Raw genomic sequence first — 22,808 nt, 5'->3', positions numbered from 1 at the left:
CCCTTCCATGTCCAAGAAGAATTCCGGCAAGCGGCCGGGCCCGGTGGTCCTCGATGTCGTCGGCAAGCAGCTCGACGCGGAAGACGCGCGCCGCATCGCGCATCCGCTCACCGGCGGCGTGATCCTGTTCGCGCGCAATTTCGAGTCGCGCGCCCAACTGCAGGCGCTGACGCGCGCGATCCGCGCGGTGCGCGACGACGTGCTGATCTGCATCGACCATGAAGGCGGCCGCGTGCAGCGCTGCAAGACCGACGGCTTTACCCACCTGCCGGCGATGCACCGCCTGGGCGAGCTATGGGAGCGCGATGTGCTGGCCGCGACCAAGGCGGCAGTCGCCTGCGGCTACGTGCTGGCCGCCGAGCTGCGCGCCTGCGATATCGACCTGAGTTTCACCCCGGTGCTGGATCTCGACTACGGCCGCAGCGCCGTGATCGGCGATCGCGCCTTCCACGCCGACCCGCGCGTGGTGTCGATGCTTGCCGGCCACCTGAACCACGGTCTGCTGCTGGCGGGCATGAGCAACTGCGGCAAGCATTTTCCCGGCCACGGCTACGTCGAGGCGGATTCGCACGTGGCGATCCCGGTCGACGAGCGCACGCTGGACCAGATCCTGGGCCAGGATGCGCGCCCATATGAATGGCTGGGCCTGTCGCTGTCGTCGGTGATGCCGGCGCACGTGATCTACCCCAAGGTCGACCCCAGCCCGGCCGGCTTCTCGCGCTACTGGCTGCAGGACGTGCTGCGCGCGCAACTGGGCTTCGAGGGCGTGATCTTCAGTGACGACCTGAGCATGGAAGGTGCCAGCGTCGCCGGCACCGTCACCGAGGCCGCGCGCGCCGCGCTGAGCGCGGGCTGCGATATGGTGCTGATCTGTAACCACCCGGACCGCGCCGACCAGCTGTTGAGCGAACTGGACGTCGAGATCGGCAAGGCCTCGCAGCGCCGCATCCGCAAGCTGTTCGCGCGCCGCAAGCCGCTCGATTGGAACAAGCTGCAGCAGGAAGGTGAGTACCGCGCCGCGCTGCGCACGCTGAAGGAACACGAGCTGATCGCCTGAACGGCGTGAAGTGCGCAAACAAAAATGGCAGCCGAGGCTGCCATTTTGTTTGCACGCCCCGCGTTGAAGCGGGGCCAGACCGGCGCCTTAGTTGGCGCGGCTGCGGTATTCGCCGGTGCGGGTGTCGATTTCGATCTTGTCGCCGATGTTGCAGAACAGCGGCACTTGCAGTTCGAAGCCGGTGTTGATCTTGGCGCCCTTGAGCACCTTGCCCGACGAGGTGTCGCCCTTGACGGCCGGCTCGGTGTAGACGATCTCGCGGACCAGCGTGGTCGGCATTTCGACCGAGATGGCCTTGTCGTTGTAGAACACGACTTCAACGTTCATGCCGTCCTCGAGGTAGTTCAGCGAGTCACCCATGCTGTCCTTCTCGACTTCGTACTGGTTGTAGTCGGCGTCCATGAACACGTACATCGGGTCAGCGAAGTACGAGTAGGTGCATTCGCGGCGCTCGAGCACCACCACTTCGAACTTGTCGTCGGCCTTGAACACCGATTCGCCCGGTGCGTCCGTCAGCAGGTTCTTGTACTTCATCTTGACCACAGCGGCGTTGCGGCCCGACTTGTTGTACTCGGCCTTCTGCACGACCATCGGATCGCCGCCGATCATGAACACGTTACCGACGCGGAGTTCCTGTGCGATTTTCATCTGAACTGATTTCCTGAAAAATAAAGTCTAGGAATTTGGAATGGCGAAGGCGCGCTGCCGGCGTGCCCGCGGTAAGCCCGCGAGAGCCCGGATCCACGCGCTCGCGACCCCGTGCCCAGCTTGCTTTAGGCCATTGCCCCGCGTGGTGGTTCACGCCCGGCAAGACCCTGGTTCTCCGGCCCGGTCGCCATTTGGATCAACCGGTTATTTTACCTGATTTTCGCAAAACGCCACCAGGTTGGCGGCAAGGTCGCCTGGATGCTGCAAACGCCGCTCCCAGCGCGGCGCGCTTGCCGCAAGGGCCGGCAGCTGCGCCCGCAGCCGCGGCCACTCGGGCGCATTGCCGTAGCCGTTCCAGGCGTGCCAGAAATCGGCCAGCGCGGCGGCCGCTGCCGGCGCCACGCCGCTCTTCGAGAAGAGCCCCAGCCAGGCATCGAGCTTGACCCGGTGGGCCTCGTCGTCCTGCGGATAGATGTGCCAGACCAGCGGACGCGCCGCCCACTGCGCGCGCACGAAGGAGTCTTCGCCGCGCACGAAGTTGAGGTCGCAGGCCCACAGCAGTTCGTCATAGTGTTCCTGCCGCACGAACGGGACGGCCTGCACGCACAGGCTGCCGCGCGCGACCGGCCGGCCCGGCTCGAGCGGGGCGCCGAGCCACTGCGCCACCTGGCTGGCCGCCAGCCCGGCCGGCACCAGGCAATGGACGGCCTCGGTGCCGTCGCGCCATTGCTCCAGCAGCGCCGGCAGCGCGGGGTTGCGGTAGGCGAACAGGCTCACGCGCAGTGCATCGGTCAGTGGCGTGACGCCAAGTCGATGCCACAGTGACGCCTGCGCCGCCGCGCCCTCCAGGAACGCGGCGCGCTGCGCGCCCAGCATCGCTTCACGCAGCAGCCCGCCTGTGCCGGGCTCGAAGCCGGGGAAAAAGAAGTGCTTGACCAGTGGCAGGCGGGGGTGGGGCGACGGCATCGCGTGATGTTCGCGCACCCACGCTTCGGCGCTCAGGTACTCCAGGTTGATCCACGCGGGCTTGGGCACGCGCGCCGCCATGCGCTCGAGGAACGCTGGCGGCAAGTGGCAGGCGAAGGCTTCGATGACGGCATCGTGCGGCGTGGCGCCGGCGGTGCCGTCGGCCTGGCCGGGCGCGGCGGCCGGATGCCAGGGGCGGATTTCCACGCCGGCGACGTGCTGGACTGCCGCGGTGGTGTTCAGTTCCGGCGCCAGCCGGGTGAAACTGGCCAGGTCGTCGACCCACAGCCTCACCGCGTGCCCGTGCTCCTGCGCCAGCTGGCGGGCCAGCCGCCAGCAGACGCCGATGTCGCCGAAGTTGTCGATCACGGTGCAGAAGATGTCCCAGGAGCGGATAGGCATGAGAGGTGGAGGTCGGCGCGGCGCCCGGTTGAATTGCTCTAAACTTGCGATTTTAGAGGCCGCGCGGCATTGACGTGCGCCGGTCCGCAGCGGTCACCGTCCCCACATGTCAGACCAGCAACCCGATTCTCAGAAACCCGCCGACGAGGTACCGGCCGAGTCGCACGCCGAGATGCCTCCCGCTGCGCCAGCCGAAGCACAGGCTGAAACCCCGGCCGAGGCCCCGGCCGAGCCCTTCGACGCCCGCCCGGTCATCTCGCGCCTGCCCGGCCTGCCCGGCGTCTACCGCTATTTCGACGCGAACGGCAACGTGCTCTATGTGGGCAAGGCGCGCGACCTGAAGAAGCGGGTGTCGAGCTACTTCAACAAGACTCAGCTGTCGCCGCGCATCGCGATGATGGTGTCGCGCATCACGCGCATCGAGACCACGGTGGTGCGCACCGAGGCCGAGGCGCTGCTGCTCGAGAACAACCTGATCAAGGCGCTGGCGCCCCGCTACAACATCCTGTTCCGCGACGACAAGTCGTACCCGTTCCTGAAGCTGACCGGGCACCGCTTCCCGCGCATGGCGTACTACCGCGGCGCGACCGACCGCAAGCACCAGTACTTCGGCCCGTTCCCCAGCGCCTATGCAGTGCGCGAGAGCATGCAGATCCTGCAGAAGGTGTTCCAGCTGCGCACCTGCGAGGACACCGTCTTCAACAACCGCACGCGGCCGTGCCTGCTGCACCAGATCCACCGCTGCACCGGGCCGTGCGTCAATGCCATCAGCGAAGAGGATTACGCGCGCGATGTCGGCAACGCGGCGAGCTTCCTGCAAGGGCGCCAGAGCGAGGTGCTGGAAGGCCTGCAGGGCAAGATGGAGCAGCACGCCGAGCGCCTGGAATTCGAGCAGGCGGCGGCGGTGCGCGACCAGATCGCGGCGCTGTCGACCGTGCTCAAGCGCCAGGCGGTGGAAGAGGTGGGCGGCCAGGCGCGCGACATCGACGTGCTGGCGGTTGCGGTCGAAGGTGGCCGCGCCTGCGTCAACCTGGCGATGGTGCGCGGCGGGCGGCACCTGGGCGACAAGGCCTACTTCCCGGCCCATGCGGACGAGGCGGCGATGATCGTCGAGGATGCTGACGAGCGCGCCGAGGATGGCCCCGACGAGGCCACCGACGAGTCCGGCGCCCCGGACGCCGCGCTGCCGCTGACGGTGGACCGCATCGCCACGCGCGTGCTGTCGGCCTTCATGGTGCAGCACTACCTGGAGCAGCCGGCGCCGCCCATCATCGTGGTCAGCCATGTGCCGGACGATGGCGCGGTGCTCGAGGCGCTGGCGCTGCACGCCGGGCGCAAGGTCGCGCTGGTGCGGCAGCCGCAGGGCCAGCGCAAGATCTGGCTGGAGATGGCGCAGCAGGGCGCGGCGCTGGCGCTGTCGCGCCGCCTGGCCGAGCAGGGCAGCCAGGAAGCGCGCACGCGCGCGCTGGCGGAAACCATCGGGCTGGACCTGGAAGACCTGGCGCTGCTGCGCGTCGAGTGCTTCGACATCAGCCATACCGCCGGCGAGGCCACGCAGGCGTCGTGCGTGGTGTACCACCACCACGACATGCAGAACAGCGAATACCGTCGCTATAACATCCAGGACATCATTCCGGGCGACGACTACGCGGCGATGCGACAGGTGCTGACGCGGCGCTACCAGAAGCTGGTCGAACAGATCCAGGAAGACGGCGGCATCGAGGGTGGCAGTGAAGCCGCGGCGATGGTGCCGCAAATCGTGTTGATCGACGGCGGCAAGGGCCAGGTCGAGGTGGCGCGGCAGGTGTTCGAGGAGCTGGGTCTGGATATCGGCCTGCTGGTCGGCGTCGCCAAGGGCGAGGGCCGCAAGGTGGGACTGGAGACGCTGGTGTTTGCCGATGGCCGCCCCGCGCTGGAACTGGGCCAGGGCAGTGCCGCGCTGATGCTGGTGGCGCAGATCCGCGACGAGGCGCACCGTTTTGCCATCACCGGCATGCGCGCGCGCCGCGCCAAGACGCGCACCACCTCGCGGCTGGAAGAAATCGAGGGCATCGGCGCGCGCCGGCGTCAGAAGCTGCTGACCCGCTTCGGCGGCCTGCGCGGCGTGATGGCCGCCAGCATCGACGAGCTGGCCAGCGTCGAGGGCATTTCACGCGGCCTTGCCGAGGAAATCTACCGGCAGCTGCACTGACCGCGCCCGCCCGTGACCGGCGGCGGACTGGCACGCCAATCGCCGGAAATGCTCGATTGGCCCGGAAATCGGCGACAATCGCAGGATTGGTTACCGTCCCCCCGCCGTCCGAGTTCCATGCCCTTCAATATCCCGATCTTGCTGACCTGGCTTCGCGTCGCCATGATTCCACTGGTGGTAGGGGTCTTCTACCTGCCCGACGCCTGGCTGCCGATGCATACCAAGAACGTTACCGCGGCGGCGTTCTTCATCATCGCCGCGGTGACCGACTGGCTGGACGGCTTCCTTGCGCGGCGCTGGAACCAGACCTCGTCGTTCGGCGCGTTCCTGGATCCGGTCGCCGACAAGCTGATGGTGACCGCGGCGCTGCTGTCGCTGCTGGCGCTGGACCGGGTCACCGACCTGATCGCGCTGATCATCATCGGGCGCGAGATCACGATTTCGGCGCTGCGCGAGTGGATGGCGCAGATCGGCGCCTCCAAGAGCGTCGCAGTGAATTTCCTCGGCAAGCTCAAGACCACCGTGCAGATGGTGGCGATTCCGCTGCTGCTGTTCAGCGACCGCCTGTTCGGCTTTGATGCCCATCTGCTTGGCACCTGGATGATCTATCTGGCGGCGGTGCTGACGCTGTGGTCGATGATCTACTACATGAAGCTGGCCTGGCCGCAGATCCGCGAACGCAGCAACGTGGTGGCGCGCGCAGGTGCGCCCAAATGAAAAGAAATTCGAAAAAGTGGTTGACGCAGAGGGCAGTTCTTTGCATAATCTCATTCTCGTTGCTGACGACGCAAGCGAAAGCAGCGAGATAAGGTGGGTTTAGCGCAAGATGTTGTGAGATATCGGCGTGTTGCGGCATAAAACACCTTGAATCGATTTTAGCAGTGCCCTGCGGGAGTAGCTCAGTTGGTAGAGCGCAACCTTGCCAAGGTTGAGGTCGCGAGTTCGAGACTCGTCTCCCGCTCCAGGTCAAATCAGGTCCGGCAGCGCGGTCATAGCGGTGCGGGGCCGGCAGTCAAAGTTGTATGCGGGAGTAGCTCAGTTGGTAGAGCGCAACCTTGCCAAGGTTGAGGTCGCGAGTTCGAGACTCGTCTCCCGCTCCATCCCCAAAGGGAAGCAGCGCTTCCCTTTTTGTTTGGGTTGAATCGCCGCAACCGGCATGCCGCATCGATGCGGCAGCGTTGGCGGAATGCGGATACAATCCAGCAGCACGTCACCTGGCGGGGTGGCAGAGTGGTTATGCAGCGGCCTGCAAAGCCGTGTACGCCGGTTCGATTCCGACCTCCGCCTCCAGTTGCAAGCAGAACGGCGCCTTTTGGCGCCGTTTTTGTTTTCCCGGGCTGGCTGCGCCCGCCCGGACGTGGCGGGCATGTTACATTACTCCTGTCGTACGCTTTTCGGGGGGCTCCGCGGCCTGGTTCGCGGGGCAGCAAGTCAATCGCCATCCCCGATCCGTGACGCGCCGCCGGCGTGTCCGGGGCCGCTGCGGCATTTCCCGTTCTTCCCCGTTCCGATGCTGCTGCCGAGGGTTGCGGCGACTGTCCCGCGCTGACCGCTGGTGCGCGCCGGATGCGCTGTGCCACTTGCCAGGGCAAGGGAGCGGGTTAGCCGTTCAGCCCCTGACACGAGGAATCCCGCACGCATGCATCACGCCACCCCGCTTATCAGTACCATCGTCGGCGGTATCGTCCTGGCCTTTATCCTTGGCGCGGTCGCCAGCCGGCTGCGCCTGCCGCCGCTGATCGGCTATCTGTGCGCGGGCATCGTGGTGGGGCCGCATACCCCCGGCTACACCGCCGACCAGGCGCTGGCGCCGGAACTGGCCGAGCTGGGCGTGATCCTGCTGATGTTCGGCGTGGGCCTGCATTTCTCGATCAAGGACCTGATGGCGGTCAAGCGCATCGCCATTCCGGGCGCGGTGGTGCAGATCGGCATCGCCACGCTGATGGGCATGCTGGTGTCGTGGGGCTTCGGCTGGTCGTGGGGGCAGGGGCTGGTGTACGGGCTGGCGCTGTCGGTGGCCAGCACCGTGGTGCTGCTCAAGGCGTTGCAGGAGCGCGACCTGGTGGAATCGCCGCAGGGGCGCATCGCCGTCGGCTGGCTGATCGTTGAAGACCTGGCGATGGTGCTGGCGCTGGTGCTGCTGCCGGCCATGGCGGGCCTGCTGGCGGGCGCGGGCGCGGCTTCCGCCGATGGCGCCCCGGGAACTGGCGAGGTGGTGCTGGCGATCTTCGCCACGCTGGGCAAGGTGGCTGCGTTCGTCGCGGTGATGCTGGTGATCGGCCGCCGCTTTATCCCGTGGATGCTCGAGCGCATCGTCTGGACCGGCAACCGCGAGATGTTCCGCCTGGGCGTGCTGGCGACGGCGCTGGGCGTGGCCTATGGCGCTTATGCGCTGTTCGGCGTGTCGTTCGCGCTGGGCGCGTTCTTTGCGGGCATGGTGCTGGCCGAATCCGAGTTCAGCCACCGCGCGGCCGAGGAATCGCTGCCGCTGCGCGACGCCTTCGCGGTGCTGTTCTTCGTTTCGGTGGGCATGCTGTTCGACCCGATGGTGCTGGTGAACGACCCGTGGGGCGTGCTGGCGACGGTGTTTATTATCGTAGTCGGCAAGTCGCTGGCGGCGCTGGGGATCGTGCGTGCCTTCGGGCATTCGGGGCAGACCGGCATGACCATCGCGGTCAGCCTGGCGCAGATCGGCGAGTTCTCGTTCATCCTCGCCAGCCTGGGGGTCTATCTGAAAATCCTGCCCGAGCGCGGCCAGGCGCTGATCCTGGCCGGCGCGCTGCTGTCGATCATGCTCAATCCCGTGCTGTTCCATATGCTCGACCTGTACACCGCGCGCCGCAGCCGCGGCGCGGATCCCCAGCCGGCCTGAGCGGCTGGCTTCAGGCGCCGGTGCGCGGCGCCATGGTGCGCAGGTATTCGGTGAATGCCAGCAGCCCCTGGGTCGGGAACTTGTCCTGGTGCACTACCAGTTGCAGGGGGCGCACGATGCGCGGCAGGCCGTCGCGGATCGCCACCAGCGTGCCGCGCTCGAGTTCGTCGCGCACCACGTGCAGCGACAGGCAACTGACGCCGAAGCCGCTCATCACCGCGCGCTTGATGGCCTCGGCATTGCCCAGCTCCAGCGCGAAGCGCAGTTCGCCCAGCAGCGGCACCAGCCGCTCCTCGATCACCTCGCGCGTGCCCGAGCCGGGCTCGCGCACGATCCACTCGGCATCGCGCAGTGCCACCAGGTCATGGGGCGCTGCGGCCAGCGGGTGGGTGGGGCCGACGATCACCACCATCTCGTCGTCGCACCAGCGCACGCTGCGCAGGTCGCGTTCATGGCTGGCGCCCTCGACCAGGCCGATATCGGCTTCGAACTGCAGCAGCGACTGCAGCACCTCGCGGGTATTGCCGATGCGCAGGTCGAGCGTGCACGGGCCGCTGCGCGAGTGGCGGAATCCTGCCAGCAGCGGCGGCAGCATATAGCTGCCGATGGTGTTGCTGGCTGCGATGCGCAACTGGACCCCGGTCTGCCCGGCAAAACGCTCCAGTTCCTGCGCCTGGTCCAGCAGCGACAGCGCGCGCGGAAAAAACTGCCGACCGGTTTCATTGATGCTGAGGCGGCGCGCGATGCGGTCGAACAGCGGACTGTCCAGCGCGCGCTCCAGCTCGGCCAGCGAGGCGCTGACAGCGGACTGCGACATCGCCAGCGCCTGTGCCGCGGCCATGGTGCTGCCATGCTGGGCCACCGCCACGAAGACAGACAACTGGCGCAGCGTCAGGCGCAGCGGGCGCTGCTCCGGGCGGGGCGCGGCTGGCGGGGAGGGGTGAAGGTCCATATCGAAAATATCAATAACGCATAACGATATTACCCGTTTTACGGGTTAGGTGGGCGCCATTACGCTTGAGTCACTAAAGCACACCAACCCGAGCCTGCCATGTCTTCCGTCTCCAGCCCCCGCACTACTCCGGCCACCGCGCCAGCCTCCGCGCCGGCCTTGCCGCCGCCCTGGTCGCAGCGCTTGCTGACGCTGCTCCCGCTGGGCGGCATCGCCTGGCTGGCGATTGCGCTGGCCGAGCATCCGGCGGTAGCGCGCTACGGGCTCAGCGCGCTGACGCTGGCCATGTGCGCCGGCATGGTCGCGGCCAATACGCTGCCGCGCCATTGGCTGGCGCCGCTGGCACCCGGCATGCAGGTGGCGCGGCACTACCTGCTGCGGCTGGGCGTGGCGCTGTACGGGCTGCGCCTGACCTTCGCCTCCATCGTCGCGCTCGGCTTGCCGGGGATCGCAGTGCCTCTGACCATGCTGGTCGCCACGCTGCTGTTCGGAACCTGGGTCGGCACGGCTTTCTTCGGCCTGAGCCGCCGCGAGGCGATCCTGGTCAGTTCCGGCAGCGCCATCTGCGGCGCGGCCGCGGCCATCGCGGTGTCGTCGGTGGTGCGCACCGATGACAAGCAGACTGCGGTGGCGGTGGCGACGGTGGTGCTGTTCGGTACCGTCGGCATGCTGCTCTATCCCTACCTGTACGAACTGGCCACTGGCCACTGGCATTGGGCCGTGACCGAGCGCATGTTCGGCATTTTCACCGGGGCGACGCTGCACGAGGTGGCGCAGGTGATCGCCGCCGGCAAGATGATCAGCGAGCCGACCGCCGACGCCGCCGTGGTGGCCAAGATGGTGCGCGTGCTGGCCCTGGGCCCGCTGTTGCTGGTGATGGCGCTGTGGCCTCAAGGTGGGTCGCAACCGGCCCAGTCCGGCGTCGGGGCCGGACGCCTGCGCGGCATCATGAAGTCGGTGCCGTGGTTCGCGGTGGGCTTTGTCGCCGTGATGGCGGTCAACTCCGCCGGCGCCGTGCCTGCTGCCTGGAAGGCGCCGCTGATTGCGCTGGACAACTGGCTGCTGGCCTGCGCGATGCTGGCGATCGGCCTGCACACCCGCATCGGCGACCTGGTGCGCGCCGGCCGCAAGCCGCTGGCCCTGGCCGGGGTACTGTTCGTATTCCTGATGGGGGTGGGGGCGCTGATGTGCTACGCCATGGCGTGACGGCGCAGTCAGGAGCCAGGCTAAAAAGGGGGCGATGGCCCCCTTTTTGTCGTGCTGCAATTCTGGCGGCAGCCAGCAGTGAGCAGCGGCCCGCAGGATGTCGCCGCCACGAAAATGGCGGCAACCGTGGATTGGTGCCCGAGGCCGGAATCGAACCGGCACGCCTTGCGGCGAGGGATTTTCTTCCCACTTCGGCTTTCGCCGCCAGCGCTGGCGCTGTTCGTGGGCTGGAGCACGCCTTCACCATAGCCTTGCGGCCGTAGGTGCCCGCCGTCTGCTCTCTACACCTTCCCAACCATGCGGATGGGCTTGGCTCGGCGTTGGCTCGGATGCCATGCATCCAGGGCGTTCGCCGACTTTGACGGGCGTCACTTCGGGCGTTTCCCCCCGAAGGCTCAAATTGTTCAAGTCCCTTGTGTCTACCGATTTCACCACTCGGGCGCGAGCGCTGCGTCTGGTCCCGATCGGCGCCAGGCCGGCCCCGGTTGCTGCAGCGCGCGGCAAGCCCGATATTGTGGTGGCTCCGCATCCCGGATGCAAGCTACGGCTTAGACGAAAGAGCAGGGTCGCGAGCGCGCCGACACCTCAGACCAGCCTCAAGCGAAAAGTGACGACACTGTTACGGCTGGTAACAATGTCGTGTGCGCGGTTGCACCTGGAAATTTCCGAACCCCTACAATATCAGTTACGAGAAATCCCACTTTGAGAGGCGGATATGAAACGTTGGTGGCTTGCAGCATTCGGTATTGCCGCCGGGTTGGCGTCTGGCGCAGCCATGGCCCATGTCAGCGTTGGCGTGTCCGTCGGCGTTCCGGGCGTGGTGATCGGTGCGCCGGCGTATTATCCGCCCGCTCCGGCCTATTATGGCCCGCCTCCGGTCGTGGTGGCGCCGGCTCCGGTCTATTATGGTCCGCCGCCCGTGGTGGTTCGACCGCGTCCGGTCTACTACGGTCCCGGCTACTATGGTCCGCCCCGCTATTACGGCGGTCACCGCGGCTACTATGGCCCGCCGGGCTATCACCGCGGCCATGGCCACGGGCATGGTCACGGTCACGGCAGGTGGCGCGATTAAGCGTTGTCTTCGATCCAGCTTGTCCAAAAGGAAGGGCCCAATTGCGGGCCCTTTCCTTTTGGCGCTGCATTGCGACATAGCGGTGCCGGGCTGGTTCCGGCAGGCGTGACGTAATTTGATCGTGGTCAAAATATTTGAACAGACTGCTCAAAGCATCACCTGCATCACGATAAGGGTTTTCCCTAAACTACTTGTGTGACATCGCGATGACGCCGATACACCTGGCCAGCGATGCCGTGACCAACCAAGAAGCAAGGGGAATCTCATGAAGATCAAACAAGCCGTGATTGCCGCCGCCGCACTGGCGGTCCTGGGCACTGCGTCCACCGCCTCGTTCGCCGCGGTCGGCAAGGTCGACCCGTATCTCGACGGCGCCAAGGTCGGCGCAGTCGACCCGTACACCGATGGTGCCAAGCTTGGCAAGCCGGATCCGTTCACCGACGGCGCGCGTGTCGGCAAGACCGACCCGTACACCGACGGCGCCAGGCAGGGCAAGCCCGATTCCTTCACCGACGGCGCCTGACCCGCACCGCGGCAGTGTGCGCATGACCAATGGCCCGCTCGCGGGCCATTTTGCCGTGGTGCGCATGGTCGGCCGTGCCGTGGCGGCCCGCCTGCCATGACGGTGGCGCAGGTGCGGCGCTATACTTCGGCCTCAATCCAAATCAATGACCAGGAGAGTGGCATGCAGCAAAAGACGGTTCTGACGGCAGACGATGTGAAGAAGATCATGGCCGCAGCGGAAACCGAGGCAAAGAACCATCACTGGGCCGTGTCGATCGTCGTGGTCGACGACGGCGGCCATATGCTGGCCATGCAGCGCCTGGACGGCGCCGCCCCGATCTCGGCCTATATCGCCGGCGAGAAGGCCCGTACTTCGGCGCTGGGCCGCCGTGAGTCGAAGGTCTATGAAGACATGATCAACAACGGCCGCTACTCGTTCATGACGGCGCCGGTGCTGCAGGGCATGCTGGAGGGCGGCGTGCCCATCGTCTGCAACGAGCAGGTGGTGGGCGCCGTCGGCGTGTCGGGCGTGAAGTCGACCGAGGACGCGCAGGTCGCGCGTGCCGGCATCGCCGCGCTGGGCCTGTAAGGCACGCGCCGGCGCTGGCGCCGGTGCATAAAAAGGCCCCGCAGGCACGGCCTGCGGGGCGGCATAAAAGAGGGCATGGCTGGGTACGGCCGGCCTGGCGTGGGATCTGACTCCCGCCCGCGGCACGCATACCTGGCTACTGCCCAACACCTCGTTTCGAGGTGATCCCCACAAAAGTCTTTGCTGCCACGTTGGTGGCGTCCGCGCCTGGCGCGGGTTTCGAATGGCTTCCCCTGGTCTGTCTTTCCGCGGAATCGCCGTGGGGCTGCATCATTTGGTCAGGATCAGCTTCCCATAGCGCGTCACGCGCAGCGTGTAGACCTCGCCGTTGTGCAGGATCGGCAACGTGCTGGCACCGCGCATGATGGCTTCCAGCGCCACCGGCTCGCCGGCGGGCGCCGAGCTCAGGCTGTCGCGCACCAGCGCTTCCAGGCGCGCGGGCAGGGCGGCCACTGCGGACTTGACCGAGGCGATCGCCGACGGGGCGGTCTTGGCGCCGGCATCCCGGCGCGGTTGCGCGGCCACGTCGACGCGGCGCAGCGACAGGCGGCGGCGGGTGACTTCACGGGGTTGCGACAGCGGCAGGGATAGTGTGCTCATCATCTGGCTCCGGTTCAGCGATAGGAGAGTAAAGGGAGTGCAAAGGGGGCGATCGTGCCGCGCCCGTCGCAGTCAATGAAATGATATTAAATGAGAATTGTTATCATTACAATAGCCTCTCGCTAAGATTCGGGCAACGGCTGCCGCTGATGTCGCGGCACCAGCGGCAACTGCGAGCAAGCTGTCGGCAACCATGACAAAAGGGCACCCGAAGGTGCCCTTTATCGTTAGAAGGCGCCGGCAGGCGCCGGCTTACTGCTTGGGTTCGGTGATGAAACCGATCTTGCCCAGGCCGCCATGCTGAGCGGCGGCCATGACTTCGGCCACGCGCTCGTAGCGCACCTCGCGGTCGGCGCGCAGATGCAGCTCAGGCTGCGGCTGCTGCTGCGCGGCCAGCGCGATATTGCTTTCCAGCGTGGCCTGGTCCACTTCCACCTGGTTCCAGAAGACCTTGCCGCTAGCGTCGATCGAGACGTTGATGTTCTGCGGCTTCGGGTCGTTCGGCGAGTTGGTGGCGCGCGGCAGGTCGATCTTCACCGCGTGGTTGATCACGGGAATGGTGATGATGAAGATGATCAGCAGCACCAGCATGACGTCGACCAGCGGCGTCATGTTGATTTCGCTCATCACCTCGTCGTCGTCCCCTTCGAGAGTGCCGAATGCCATGATGACTTCCTTGCTAGCGGTTTAGCGCTGTGCCGCGGCCAGGCGCACGGTGCCGTCCTCGGCGCGGGCGCCGGTGGGGCGCACGCGCGCGCCAGTGACGAAGTACGCATGCAGGTCGTGGGCAAAGCGGTTGAGCTTCGAGATCACCGACTTGTTGCCGCGGGTGAGGGCGTTATAGCCCAGCACGGCCGGGATTGCCACGGCCAGGCCGAAGGCGGTCATGATCAGCGCCTCGCCCACCGGACCGGCAACCTTGTCGATGGTCGGCACGCCCGAGGCGCCAATGCCGATCAGCGCGTGGTAGATGCCCCACACGGTGCCGAACAGGCCGACGAACGGCGCGGTCGAGCCCACCGATGCCAGCACGGCCAGGCCCGACTGCATGCGCGCCACCGATTCATCGATGGAGCTCTTCAGCGAGCGGGTCAGCCAGTCGGAGATATCCATCACGTCGTGCAGCTGCGGCTGGCTGGCGCGGTGGTGCTGGGCAGCTTCCTTGCCGGCGATGGCCAGCGTGCGGAACGGGTTCGAATCTCCGGCGCCCAGGGTTTCGAGCGCGTGGTCGAAATCGTCCGAGTGCCAGAAGCGCTTTTCCGCGCCCTGCGCCATCTTCTTCAGGCGCACCAGATCCCACGCCTTGGTCAGGATCACGATCCATGAGGCGAGCGACATGATCAGCAGAATGATGGCGGTCGCACGCATGACGAAGTCGCCTTGCGACCAGAGGTGGGTGAGTCCGAGGTCCTGCATGTGTTGGTTTCCTGGTGAGTTCGCTTGGTTTAGGTCAGATCAGAGATCGGAAATCTGGGGCGGTCAGTTCAGCTCGAAGCCGATCGGCTGCTGCGCCGTGACGGCGACGGCGCGGCCGTTGTCCATATAGGGCTTGCAGCGCATGGCCTGCACGGCTTCGACCGCGGCCTGGTCAAGGCGCGACGAGCCGCTCGACGACACCACGGCGGTCTTGACGACCTTGCCGCTTTCGTCGGTGGTCAGCCGCACCACGGCCTTGCCGGTCTCGCCCATGCGGCGCGACTGGGAAGGATACTTCGGTTGCGGCGGCGTGCACTGGATCTCGCCGATGCCGACGGCACGCGGCGCGGCCGATACCAGTGCCGGCGCGGGCTCCGGCGGTGCCGGGGGCGCCGGCGGGGCGGGCGGTGCTTCCGGCGCCGAAGGCGTCGGCGGCAGGTCGGCGACCGGCTGCGGCGCCGGCTTGGGCTGAGGCGGCGTCGGCTTGGGCGTGGTCACCTTGACCTGCTTGGGCGGGGTTTCCTGCTTGGGCTTCGGCTTGGGCGGCTCCGGCGGGGCCTCCTGCTTGGGCGGTTCGAGCGGAATGATGCGCGCAATGATCTCCGGCGCGATCACGGCCTCGGTGAGCTTGCGGCCCAGGCCGCTCTGGATCAGGTAAAGCAGGCCGACGTGGAACAGCAGGACGGCGAGCGTAATCTTCAAGAAGCGTTGGTCGAACATGTGTCAACAACAAAAGTCTGCCGGCGGGGAACCTCGGCGGCCGTGCGCCGTCACTTGCGGTAGAACAGGATCAGCGAGATGCCGCAACCGACCAGCAGGCTAAGCAGCAATTCCATGATAAACGCTCCTTCAACTTGGTTGCCGTGGGAGCGCCACTCTGGGGCAGCGTGTCAGCTGCTGAGTATAAACGATAATGATTCTTATTTGTTGTGATTTGTGCGTCGCAACTGGAATTTTCCGCCCGCGCGCGTTATACCGGCAAGTCCCGGCGGCAAATCGGAAGGGGCAATACGGTTGAATCATGCGTGCTGGCACGCCATCGCACCGCGCCGCGTTTCGGTGCCCCAGGCCACCCTGGCCGGCGCCGGCCGCGCACGGGCGCGCCCGCAGGGCGGCAAAGCGCGCTAGCATAGGAAGACACTGCAGACGTGGCGGTGCGCCTGTCGCGGCCCGCCATTGCGCATCGCGCGCTCGGGGACCCGTCCATGGACTTCACACGTTTTGCTGAAGATGACCGATCGACGCTGCTGCGCTCCATGCCCGGCGCCTCGTCCAGTTCGGCGCTGGACTGGATGTGCGCGCAGTTTGCCTTGCGCGTGGTCTGCGCGCTGGGGCCGCGCTTCAACCTGCGCAGCAATATCAACGATGTCCTGACCGTCAGCGCGCAGGAGATGGTGTGGCCCTACGGCGTGGTGTTGCGCGTGCAGCGCTTCCTGGCCGCGCGCTGCGCCGACATGCCCGCCTGGAAGGGCACGGCACGCCTGACCCCTGAAGAATTCCTCGACCGCCACGGCCAGTGGAACAGCGCCTTCGACGAAAGCGCGCTGTTCTATTACCTCGACGAGTACGTCAAGCACCACGCCAAGGACATGTTCGCGGTGTTCGACGCGTCGGCCGCGGCGATCGCCCAGCGGCTCGAGGGCGAGCGCGTGCTGCTGGTGCGCAATATCGACATGCTCAGCCACGTGCTGGACCTGCCCGACCACGAGCGCAAGCTGCTGCTGTATGCCGCGCTGGCCAAGTACAAGCGCGACCTGCGCGCGGTGATGGTCGACTGCAAGGTCGCGCACAGCCAGGAGGCGTTCCAGATCCTGGCCGGCCTGACCGGCGCCGGCGCGGCCGATGTGGCGGCGTCGCTGCGGCCCGGCTCGCGGCTGGAAACCCTGAACCTGATCGAGCAGCCGCTGCCGGAAAACAGCGTGACCGACCTGGGCGACCTGATGCGGCTGTCGGACCGGCTGCTGCATGTGCTGCTCGGCAACTACGCCAACGAGGCCGAGATGATGGCGGTCTTCACCCGCCCGGCGGCGCCGCCCACGCTGACCACCGCCGACTATCCGCATGTGGAGACCGACGCGCGCTACCTGCGCGCCATGCTGGCCAATGCCACGCGCCAGCACGCCAGCGGCGTCAACGTGCTGATCTACGGTCCGCCCGGCACCGGCAAGACCGAATTCGCGCGGCTGCTGGCGCGCGAGGCCGGCTGCGAGCTGTATGAGGTTGATTGCCTCGATCGCGACGGCAACAGCCTGTCGGGCAAGGACCGCTACCGCTCGCTGCAGGTTTCGCAGGCCTTCCTGCGCGGGCGCGCCCATACCGCGCTGCTGTTCGATGAAGTGGAAGACGTCTTTCCCGGCAGCGCGCGCGAGCTGATGAGCCTGTTCGGCCAGGAAGACACGCGCGCATCGGTCAATGGCAAGGCCTGGGTCAACCAGACGCTGGAGCAGAATCCCGTGCCGGTGATCTGGATCTCCAATTCGATCCGGCAGATCGACCCGGCCTACCTGCGCCGCTTCCAGTTCCACCTCGAGCTGAAGATCCCGCCGCCGCTGGTGCGCGAGAACATCATCCGCAAGCACCTGGGCGGGCTGGATGTCAGCGACGCCTTTATCGCAGGGCTGGCCGCGCGCAAGACGCTGACGCCGGCGCAGGTGCAGTCGGCCGCGCGCTTTGTCGAACTGGCGCGGCCGAATCTGGAAGACCCGGCGGAAGAACCGGTGGAGGCGCTGATCCTGCGCCAGCTCGAACATGCCGACCGCGCCATGGGCCTGCGCCCCGAGGCCGAGGCGCGCCCGGTGGTCACGCACTACCGGCTCGAGAACCTGCACCTCGAGACCCGCTACGACGTGGTCAAGATCGTCGACGCGCTGCGCGTGCGCCAGCGCGGCACGCTGTGCTTCTATGGTCCGCCGGGCACCGGCAAGACCGCGCTGGCCGAGCATATCGCCGCCGGGCTGGACCTGCCGCTGATGATCCGGCGTGCCTCGGACCTGATGAGCAAGTACGTGGGCGAGACCGAGCAGCAGATCGCCGCGATGTTCGCGCGCGCGGAAGAGGACGGCGCGGTGCTGCTGCTGGACGAGGCCGACAGCTTCATGCAGAGCCGCCAGCAGGCGGTGCGCAACTACGAGATCTCCGAGGTCAACGAGATGCTGCAGGGCATGGAGCGCTTCAACGGCATCTTCATCTGCACCACCAACCTGTTCGACCGCATCGACGAGGCCGCGCTGCGGCGCTTCTCGTTCAAGATCCGCTTTCTGGCGCTGAAGCCCGCGCAGCGCGTGGCGATGTTTATCGACGAGGCGCTCGACGGCGATGCCGCCGGACTGACCGACGCCATGCGCGCGGACCTGGATGCGATGGACTGCCTGACGCCCGGCGACTTTGCCACGGTCAAGCGCCAGTGCGTGCTGCTGGGCGAGGCGCTGACGCCCGACGAATTCCTGGCGCAGCTGCGCCAGGAGCACGCGATCAAGCCCGAGGTGCGCGAGCACCGGCCGCTGGGCTTCCTGCGCTGACCGAAGGGGTAACCGAGGGCGCCGGTCAGAACGCCGGCGCCGGCTCGATCACCACGGTCTCCGCATCGGCCTGCAACTGCAGTAGCGCGGCCACCATCGCGCGCAGGTGCGCGGCGTCCTTGGTGGAGAGAAAGCGGTCACGCCCCGCGGCATCGGGCGGCGCTGCCAGCGCATGCTCGTCGAGCTTGCGCGCCAGCTGGCGCGCGACCGCGCTGCCGGTATCGACCAGCGCCAGCCGATCGCCGGCGATGGCACGGATCGCGCCTGCCAGGAAGGGGTAGTGGGTGCAGCCCAGCACCAGGGTATCGGCGCCGGCATCCAGCATCGGCGCGAGGTAGGCCTCCAGGCGCTCGCGCACGGCGGGCCCGTCGGTCTGGCCTTGCTCGATCAGCGTCACCAGTCCCAGCCCGGCCTGGCACAGGAAGCGGTTTTCGCCGTCCAGCGATGCCAGCAGCCGCGCGAATTTCGCGCTCTTGAGGGTATTGGCGGTCGCCAGCACGCCGACCACCTTGCTGCGGCTGGCCGCGGCGGCGGGCTTCAGGCCGGGTTCGACGCCGATGATCGGCACCGGCAACCGCTCGCGCAGCAACGCCACGGCATGACCCGTAGCCGTGTTGCAGGCGATCACCAGCGCCTTGCAGCCCTGGCCGATCATCCACTCGCAGGCCTGCAGCGTGCGCGCTTCGACAAAACGTTCGGGCTTTTCGCCGTAGGGCGCGTACTTCGAGTCGGCCAGGTACAACAGCGGCTCGTGCGGCAGCAGCGCGCGAATCTCGCGCAGCACCGACAGGCCGCCGAGGCCGGAATCGAAGACGCCGATGGGTGCGGGGTTCACGGGGATGCGAGGATGACAGGAAACAGTGCAGAAAAAAGCCGGGTCGGAACCCGGCTTTTCGAGTGCGACGGCAGATTCTACCGTCTCGGCGCGTGGCTGCTTACAGCGCCGCGACCGGAATCTTGCCGATCTTGGCCTGCCATTCCGCCGGGCCGGTCTTGTGCACCGAGGTGCCTTCGCTGTCCACGGCCACCGTCACCGGCATGTCCTTGACGTCGAACTCGTAGATCGCTTCCATGCCCAGGTCTTCGAAGCCGACCACTTTGGCTTGCTTGATCGCCTTGGCCACCAGGTAGGCGGCGCCGCCCACGGCCATCAGGTAGGCCGACTTGTGCTTCTTGATGGCCTCGATCGCCACCGGGCCGCGCTCGGCCTTGCCGATCATCGAGATCAGGCCGGTCTCGGCCAGCATCATCTCGGTGAACTTGTCCATGCGCGTGGCGGTGGTGGGGCCGGCCGGGCCGACCGCCTCGTCGCGCACCGGATCGACCGGGCCGACGTAGTAGATCACGCGGTTCTTGAAGTCCACCGGCAGCTTCTCGCCCTTGGCCAGCATGTCGGCGATGCGCTTGTGCGCGGCGTCGCGGCCGGTCAGCATCTTGCCGTTGAGCAGCAGGGTCTGGCCCGGCTTCCACGAGGCGACTTCTTCCGGCGTCAGCGTGTCCAGGTCGACGCGCTTGGAGGTCTCGGTGTTGGGCGCCCACTCGACCTTCGGCCATTGCGACAGGTCCGGGGCTTCGAGCTTGGCCGGGCCGCTGCCGTCCAGCGTGAAGTGCACGTGGCGGGTGGCGGCGCAGTTCGGGATCATCGCCACCGGCTTGGACGCGGCGTGCGTCGGGCAGGCCATGATCTTGACGTCCAGCACGGTGGCCAGGCCGCCCAGGCCTTGCGCGCCGATGCCCAGCGCGTTGACCTTCTCGTACAGTTCGACGCGCAGTTCCTCGACCCAGTCCTTCGGGCCGCGCGCGATGATGTCCTGGATGTCGATGGATTCCATCAGCGATTCCTTGGCCATCACCATTGCCTTCTCGGCGGTGCCGCCGATGCCGATGCCCAGCATGCCCGGCGGGCACCAGCCGGCGCCCATGGTCGGCACGGTCTTCAGCACCCAGTCGACGATCGAGTCCGACGGGTTCAGCATCACGAACTTGGACTTGTTCTCCGAGCCGCCGCCCTTGGCCGCGACCTGGATGTCGACGGTGTTGCCCGGCACCACTTCATAGTGGATCACGGCCGGGGTGTTGTCCTTGGTGTTCTTGCGGCCACCTTCGGGCGGGCTGACGATCGAGGCGCGCAGCACGTTGTCGGGATGCGTGTAGCCGCGGCGCACACCCTCGTTGATCATGTCGGTGAGCCCCATGGTGGCGCCGTCCCAGCGCACGTCCATGCCCACCTTGACGAAGACCGTGACGATGCCGGTGTCCTGGCAGATCGGGCGCTTGCCTTCCGCGCACATGCGGCTGTTGGTCAGGATCTGCGCAATCGCGTCCTTGGCCGCCGGGCTCTGCTCCAGCTCATAGGCGCGGCCCAGGCTGGTGATGTAGTCCATCGGGTGGTAGTAGCTGATGTACTGCAGGGAGTCGGCGACGCTCTGGATGAGGTCTTCTTGCTTGATGACGGTCATTTTGTGGGGTGGGCAGCGGTGAAACACAGCCCGAAATCATACACTGAGCGGCGGCGCTCTGCCCGTCTGCATACAGCCGTCCACAGCCCGTAATGTGGCGCAAACGCCGCTGCCGGCGACCGCGCCGGCCCAAAAGCAAAAACCGCGGCACATGGCCGCGGTCGTTAGCGAAGCAAGCAGGTCGGCCCTGCGGGTCGCTATCAGTGCTTGGCGTGCGCGCCGGCAGGGTGGGTGACCATGCGGTCCACCCATGCCATCGCCACTGCCGACAGCAGGAACGCCAGGTGGATCGCCACCTGCCACATGATGGTATGGGTCGAGCGCTGTTCGGCGTCGATAAAGGTCTTGAGCAGGTGGATCGACGAAATCCCGATCAGCGCCATCGAAAGTTTGACCTTCAGCACGCCCGCGTTGACGTGGTCGAGCCATTCGGGCTCGTCGGGATGGTTGTCGATGCCAAGCCGCGAGACGAAGGTTTCGTAGCCACCCACGATCACCATGATCAGCAGGTTGGAGATCATCACCACGTCGATCAGCCCGAGCACCACCAGCATGATCTTGTTCTCGTCGAACTCGGTCACATGGGCGAGCAGATGCCAGACCTCGATCAGGAAATGGTAGACGTAGACGCCCTGTGCCACGATCAGGCCCAGGTACAGCGGCAGTTGCAGCCAGCGCGACGCGAAGATGATGCTCGGGATCGGCCGCAGGGTTTGGGGCTGCTGCTCGGGAATCGGGTTGGAAGCCATGGCGGGGCGGGGTCGGCGGAGTTGAAAATCGGCGTGGATTGTACCAAGCGACCATGGCAACGCTGTGTTACCAGCGGTAACCGCGGCCACGCCAGGCCGCTCAGGCCCGCGCGCCCGGCTCGGTTCCTGCCGCCTTGGCGCGCCACGCGCCGCGCGTGATCCGGCCCGGCCAGCTTGCCAGCGCGATCCCCGCCAGCACGCACGCCAGCGCCACGCCGTGCGGCCAGCCCGGCTGCTCGCCCAGGAAGACAATGCCGTAAGTGGCCGCGGCCACCGGCAGCACCGAGGTGAAGACCCCGGCCAACTGCGCCGGCACATGGCGGATGCCCTTCATCCACAGCCAGAACGAGAACACGCTGGCCGAGAGCGCGTACCACAGCACCATCAGCCAGGTCTGCGCGGGCACCGCGGCGGCGTCGAAGGTCAGCAGCGGCACCAGTCCCAGCGGCAGCATCAGCAGTCCGCCGATCAGGTGCGTGTAGGCGCAGATCTCGATCGCGGCCAGCGTCTGCGTGAGCCGGCGCGACAGGATCACGTAGATCGATTCGCACACCACCGCGCCCATGATCATCAGGTTGCCCAGCCATGCCTGGCTGCCTGCGCCGGCACCGTGGGAATCGCCGCGCGCGATGTTGAGCACCGCGATGCCGGCCACCGCCAGCAGCACCGACACCAGCGTGCGCCGCGACAGCCGTTCGCGCAGCAGCAGCCAGGACAGCAGCGCCACGGTGGCCGGGATGGTGCTGGTGATCACGCCCGCGGCCATGGCGCTGGTCAGGCGCACGCCGTTGAGCATCAGCAGCGTAAACAGGAAAGTGCCGAAGAACGCCTGCAGGAACAGGTTCAGCCATTCCCCGCGCGAGACCCGGCGCATGCGCGCGGGCCGGTACCACGGCGCCAGGCAGACGATGGCGATGACGAACCGCAGCAGCGCGAAAAGCAGCACCGGCACATGCGCGATGATCGACTTGCCGAGTCCGACGTTGCTGCCGACCAGCGCCATCGAGGCGATCAGGAACAGCACGTAGACGGGAGTGAAGACAGCAGCGTTGGCGGGCACGGGTACTTGCCTTGGGGATCTTCCGGTCGACAGGCTGGCGGGGTGCACGGGCAAGTGTCCGCGCTGGTCGGTGCGACGCCGCGCGGCAAGGGCTGGCGTCGCATTCAGGTATCAGGCTCGCGGCATTATAGCTGTGCTAGCCTAATGGAGAAGGCTGCACTTTCGCGGCGCGCCCCCGATTCTTCCCGCTGCAATGCAACACGTTGCAGCGCCTGATCCTGCCGGCTGCAGGGATTTATCGTCAGGTTTAAGTAAGCCGTCGGGCGTAACGTGGCAGCGAAAGCCAGTCCAAAATCAGGAGACCAGTCCATGTCCGCCATCGAATCGGTGATGCAGGAGCATCGCGTGTTCAACCCGCCCGAGTCGTTCGCCAGCCAGGCCGCGATTCCCAGCATGGACGCCTACCGCGCGCTGTGCGAGGAAGCCGAACGCGACTACGAAGGCTTCTGGGCACGCCACGCCCGTGAGCTGCTGCACTGGAACAAGCCCTTCACCAAGGTGCTGGACGAGAGCAACGCGCCGTTCTACAAGTGGTTCGAGGATGGCC

21 protein-coding genes and 3 tRNA genes are annotated in these 22,808 nt (G+C 66.7%); 13 read left to right on the top strand and 11 right to left on the bottom strand.

Annotation, left to right across the window (positions count from 1 at the left end; genetic code table 11):
* Window positions 1–7 precede the first annotated feature (7 nt).
* The gene (nagZ, locus tag MKD50_RS26330; protein WP_252669359.1) at window positions 8–1,057 is read left to right on the top strand and encodes a beta-N-acetylhexosaminidase; all 1,050 of its coding nucleotides are present in this window, start codon (window positions 8–10) and stop codon (window positions 1,055–1,057) included.
* 87 nt (window positions 1,058–1,144) lie between these two features.
* Here the strand turns inward: nagZ and efp are convergent, their stop codons facing one another.
* The gene (gene efp, locus MKD50_RS26325) at window positions 1,145–1,705 is read right to left on the bottom strand and encodes an elongation factor P (protein WP_010814696.1); all 561 of its coding nucleotides are present in this window, start codon (window positions 1,703–1,705) and stop codon (window positions 1,145–1,147) included.
* A gap of 204 nt (window positions 1,706–1,909) precedes the next feature.
* Entirely contained in the window at window positions 1,910–3,073 is a 1,164-nt protein-coding gene (gene earP / locus MKD50_RS26320) for an elongation factor P maturation arginine rhamnosyltransferase EarP (RefSeq protein WP_252669357.1), read from the bottom strand.
* 172 nt (window positions 3,074–3,245) lie between these two features.
* Here earP and uvrC point away from each other — a divergent pair, with 172 nt between their 5' ends.
* From uvrC to MKD50_RS26290, 6 genes are all read left to right on the top strand, one after another.
* On the top strand, window positions 3,246–5,264 hold the full coding sequence (uvrC, locus tag MKD50_RS26315; RefSeq protein WP_252669394.1) for an excinuclease ABC subunit UvrC: 2,019 nt from the start codon (window positions 3,246–3,248) through the stop codon (window positions 5,262–5,264).
* A gap of 117 nt (window positions 5,265–5,381) precedes the next feature.
* Window positions 5,382–5,981, top strand: coding sequence for a CDP-diacylglycerol--glycerol-3-phosphate 3-phosphatidyltransferase (pgsA, locus tag MKD50_RS26310; protein WP_115703878.1), 600 nt, complete (start codon window positions 5,382–5,384; stop codon window positions 5,979–5,981).
* A 171-nt stretch (window positions 5,982–6,152) separates the two neighbouring features.
* Window positions 6,153–6,228: transfer RNA gene (locus MKD50_RS26305), tRNA-Gly, on the top strand.
* Window positions 6,229–6,288: 60 nt separating this feature from the next.
* Window positions 6,289–6,364: transfer RNA gene (locus tag MKD50_RS26300), tRNA-Gly, on the top strand.
* Between the two features lie 116 nt (window positions 6,365–6,480).
* Window positions 6,481–6,554 (top strand) — tRNA-Cys (locus MKD50_RS26295).
* Window positions 6,555–6,903: 349 nt separating this feature from the next.
* Window positions 6,904–8,136 (top strand): cation:proton antiporter domain-containing protein, encoded by a 1,233-nt coding sequence (locus MKD50_RS26290; protein WP_252669356.1) that lies wholly within the window; start codon window positions 6,904–6,906, stop codon window positions 8,134–8,136.
* Window positions 8,137–8,146: 10 nt separating this feature from the next.
* On the opposite strand, the gene MKD50_RS26285 is transcribed toward MKD50_RS26290, so the two are convergent.
* Complete coding sequence (locus tag MKD50_RS26285; protein WP_115703874.1) at window positions 8,147–9,088, bottom strand: LysR family transcriptional regulator; 942 nt, start codon at window positions 9,086–9,088, stop codon at window positions 8,147–8,149.
* 99 nt (window positions 9,089–9,187) lie between these two features.
* Between MKD50_RS26285 and MKD50_RS26280 the strand changes: the two genes are divergently transcribed.
* The 4 genes from MKD50_RS26280 to MKD50_RS26265 all read left to right on the top strand — a co-directional run bounded on the left by MKD50_RS26280 (window position 9,188) and on the right by MKD50_RS26265 (window position 12,459).
* Window positions 9,188–10,294 carry a YeiH family protein gene (locus MKD50_RS26280; RefSeq protein WP_252669353.1) on the top strand — a complete coding sequence of 369 codons (1,107 nt, stop codon included), beginning with the start codon at window positions 9,188–9,190 and terminating at the stop codon, window positions 10,292–10,294.
* 715 nt (window positions 10,295–11,009) lie between these two features.
* Window positions 11,010–11,366: a hypothetical protein gene (locus MKD50_RS26275; protein ID WP_111517571.1), complete on the top strand. Its 357-nt coding sequence runs from the start codon at window positions 11,010–11,012 to the stop codon at window positions 11,364–11,366.
* A gap of 265 nt (window positions 11,367–11,631) precedes the next feature.
* Entirely contained in the window at window positions 11,632–11,889 is a 258-nt protein-coding gene (locus tag MKD50_RS26270) for a hypothetical protein (protein ID WP_115703870.1), read from the top strand.
* A gap of 162 nt (window positions 11,890–12,051) precedes the next feature.
* Window positions 12,052–12,459, top strand: coding sequence for a heme-binding protein (locus tag MKD50_RS26265; protein ID WP_062800826.1), 408 nt, complete (start codon window positions 12,052–12,054; stop codon window positions 12,457–12,459).
* Between the two features lie 270 nt (window positions 12,460–12,729).
* Here the strand turns inward: MKD50_RS26265 and MKD50_RS26260 are convergent, their stop codons facing one another.
* From MKD50_RS26260 to MKD50_RS26245, 4 genes are all read right to left on the bottom strand, one after another.
* A complete protein-coding gene (locus tag MKD50_RS26260; protein WP_111517573.1) occupies window positions 12,730–13,059 on the bottom strand; it encodes a hemin uptake protein HemP in 330 nt (109 codons plus the stop codon).
* Between the two features lie 252 nt (window positions 13,060–13,311).
* Window positions 13,312–13,725 carry an ExbD/TolR family protein gene (locus MKD50_RS26255; protein ID WP_112773983.1) on the bottom strand — a complete coding sequence of 138 codons (414 nt, stop codon included), beginning with the start codon at window positions 13,723–13,725 and terminating at the stop codon, window positions 13,312–13,314.
* Window positions 13,726–13,746: 21 nt separating this feature from the next.
* A complete protein-coding gene (locus MKD50_RS26250) occupies window positions 13,747–14,475 on the bottom strand; it encodes a MotA/TolQ/ExbB proton channel family protein (RefSeq protein WP_112773984.1) in 729 nt (242 codons plus the stop codon).
* Between the two features lie 63 nt (window positions 14,476–14,538).
* Entirely contained in the window at window positions 14,539–15,195 is a 657-nt protein-coding gene (locus tag MKD50_RS26245) for an energy transducer TonB (RefSeq protein WP_252669351.1), read from the bottom strand.
* Between the two features lie 485 nt (window positions 15,196–15,680).
* Between MKD50_RS26245 and MKD50_RS26240 the strand changes: the two genes are divergently transcribed.
* The gene (locus tag MKD50_RS26240) at window positions 15,681–17,993 is read left to right on the top strand and encodes an AAA family ATPase (RefSeq protein ID WP_240072345.1); all 2,313 of its coding nucleotides are present in this window, start codon (window positions 15,681–15,683) and stop codon (window positions 17,991–17,993) included.
* A 25-nt stretch (window positions 17,994–18,018) separates the two neighbouring features.
* Here the strand turns inward: MKD50_RS26240 and murI are convergent, their stop codons facing one another.
* The 4 genes from murI to MKD50_RS26220 all read right to left on the bottom strand — a co-directional run bounded on the left by murI (window position 18,019) and on the right by MKD50_RS26220 (window position 22,261).
* Window positions 18,019–18,828 carry a glutamate racemase gene (murI, locus tag MKD50_RS26235; RefSeq protein WP_115703864.1) on the bottom strand — a complete coding sequence of 270 codons (810 nt, stop codon included), beginning with the start codon at window positions 18,826–18,828 and terminating at the stop codon, window positions 18,019–18,021.
* A 100-nt stretch (window positions 18,829–18,928) separates the two neighbouring features.
* The gene (locus MKD50_RS26230) at window positions 18,929–20,452 is read right to left on the bottom strand and encodes a fumarate hydratase (protein ID WP_252669349.1); all 1,524 of its coding nucleotides are present in this window, start codon (window positions 20,450–20,452) and stop codon (window positions 18,929–18,931) included.
* 200 nt (window positions 20,453–20,652) lie between these two features.
* Window positions 20,653–21,201: a TIGR00645 family protein gene (locus tag MKD50_RS26225; protein ID WP_062800812.1), complete on the bottom strand. Its 549-nt coding sequence runs from the start codon at window positions 21,199–21,201 to the stop codon at window positions 20,653–20,655.
* Window positions 21,202–21,301: 100 nt separating this feature from the next.
* The gene (locus MKD50_RS26220; RefSeq protein ID WP_252669347.1) at window positions 21,302–22,261 is read right to left on the bottom strand and encodes a DMT family transporter; all 960 of its coding nucleotides are present in this window, start codon (window positions 22,259–22,261) and stop codon (window positions 21,302–21,304) included.
* A 309-nt stretch (window positions 22,262–22,570) separates the two neighbouring features.
* Between MKD50_RS26220 and MKD50_RS26215 the strand changes: the two genes are divergently transcribed.
* Window positions 22,571–22,808: acetyl-coenzyme A synthetase N-terminal domain-containing protein (locus MKD50_RS26215; RefSeq protein ID WP_305882092.1), on the top strand; the 238-nt coding region annotated here is incomplete at its 3' end.

The organism is Cupriavidus mimosae (genome assembly GCF_023952485.1).
GTDB lineage: Bacteria > Pseudomonadota > Gammaproteobacteria > Burkholderiales > Burkholderiaceae > Cupriavidus > Cupriavidus taiwanensis_C.
This window is presented reverse-complemented; position numbering and strand designations above follow the sequence as displayed.

What these genes read in the sequence shown, in the direction of transcription:
- nagZ (WP_252669359.1), top strand. Translation starts at nt 8, where the DNA reads ATGTCCAAGAAGAATTCCGGCAAGCGGCCGGGCCCGGTGGTCCTCGAT.
- efp (WP_010814696.1), bottom strand. Translation starts at nt 1,705, where the DNA reads ATGAAAATCGCACAGGAACTCCGCGTCGGTAACGTGTTCATGATCGGC.
- earP (WP_252669357.1), bottom strand. Translation starts at nt 3,073, where the DNA reads ATGCCTATCCGCTCCTGGGACATCTTCTGCACCGTGATCGACAACTTC.
- uvrC (WP_252669394.1), top strand. Translation starts at nt 3,246, where the DNA reads ATGCCTCCCGCTGCGCCAGCCGAAGCACAGGCTGAAACCCCGGCCGAG.
- pgsA (WP_115703878.1), top strand. Translation starts at nt 5,382, where the DNA reads ATGCCCTTCAATATCCCGATCTTGCTGACCTGGCTTCGCGTCGCCATG.
- MKD50_RS26290 (WP_252669356.1), top strand. Translation starts at nt 6,904, where the DNA reads ATGCATCACGCCACCCCGCTTATCAGTACCATCGTCGGCGGTATCGTC.
- MKD50_RS26285 (WP_115703874.1), bottom strand. Translation starts at nt 9,088, where the DNA reads ATGGACCTTCACCCCTCCCCGCCAGCCGCGCCCCGCCCGGAGCAGCGC.
- MKD50_RS26280 (WP_252669353.1), top strand. Translation starts at nt 9,188, where the DNA reads ATGTCTTCCGTCTCCAGCCCCCGCACTACTCCGGCCACCGCGCCAGCC.
- MKD50_RS26275 (WP_111517571.1), top strand. Translation starts at nt 11,010, where the DNA reads ATGAAACGTTGGTGGCTTGCAGCATTCGGTATTGCCGCCGGGTTGGCG.
- MKD50_RS26270 (WP_115703870.1), top strand. Translation starts at nt 11,632, where the DNA reads ATGAAGATCAAACAAGCCGTGATTGCCGCCGCCGCACTGGCGGTCCTG.
- MKD50_RS26265 (WP_062800826.1), top strand. Translation starts at nt 12,052, where the DNA reads ATGCAGCAAAAGACGGTTCTGACGGCAGACGATGTGAAGAAGATCATG.
- MKD50_RS26260 (WP_111517573.1), bottom strand. Translation starts at nt 13,059, where the DNA reads ATGAGCACACTATCCCTGCCGCTGTCGCAACCCCGTGAAGTCACCCGC.
- MKD50_RS26255 (WP_112773983.1), bottom strand. Translation starts at nt 13,725, where the DNA reads ATGGCATTCGGCACTCTCGAAGGGGACGACGACGAGGTGATGAGCGAA.
- MKD50_RS26250 (WP_112773984.1), bottom strand. Translation starts at nt 14,475, where the DNA reads ATGCAGGACCTCGGACTCACCCACCTCTGGTCGCAAGGCGACTTCGTC.
- MKD50_RS26245 (WP_252669351.1), bottom strand. Translation starts at nt 15,195, where the DNA reads ATGTTCGACCAACGCTTCTTGAAGATTACGCTCGCCGTCCTGCTGTTC.
- MKD50_RS26240 (WP_240072345.1), top strand. Translation starts at nt 15,681, where the DNA reads ATGGACTTCACACGTTTTGCTGAAGATGACCGATCGACGCTGCTGCGC.
- MKD50_RS26230 (WP_252669349.1), bottom strand. Translation starts at nt 20,452, where the DNA reads ATGACCGTCATCAAGCAAGAAGACCTCATCCAGAGCGTCGCCGACTCC.
- MKD50_RS26225 (WP_062800812.1), bottom strand. Translation starts at nt 21,201, where the DNA reads ATGGCTTCCAACCCGATTCCCGAGCAGCAGCCCCAAACCCTGCGGCCG.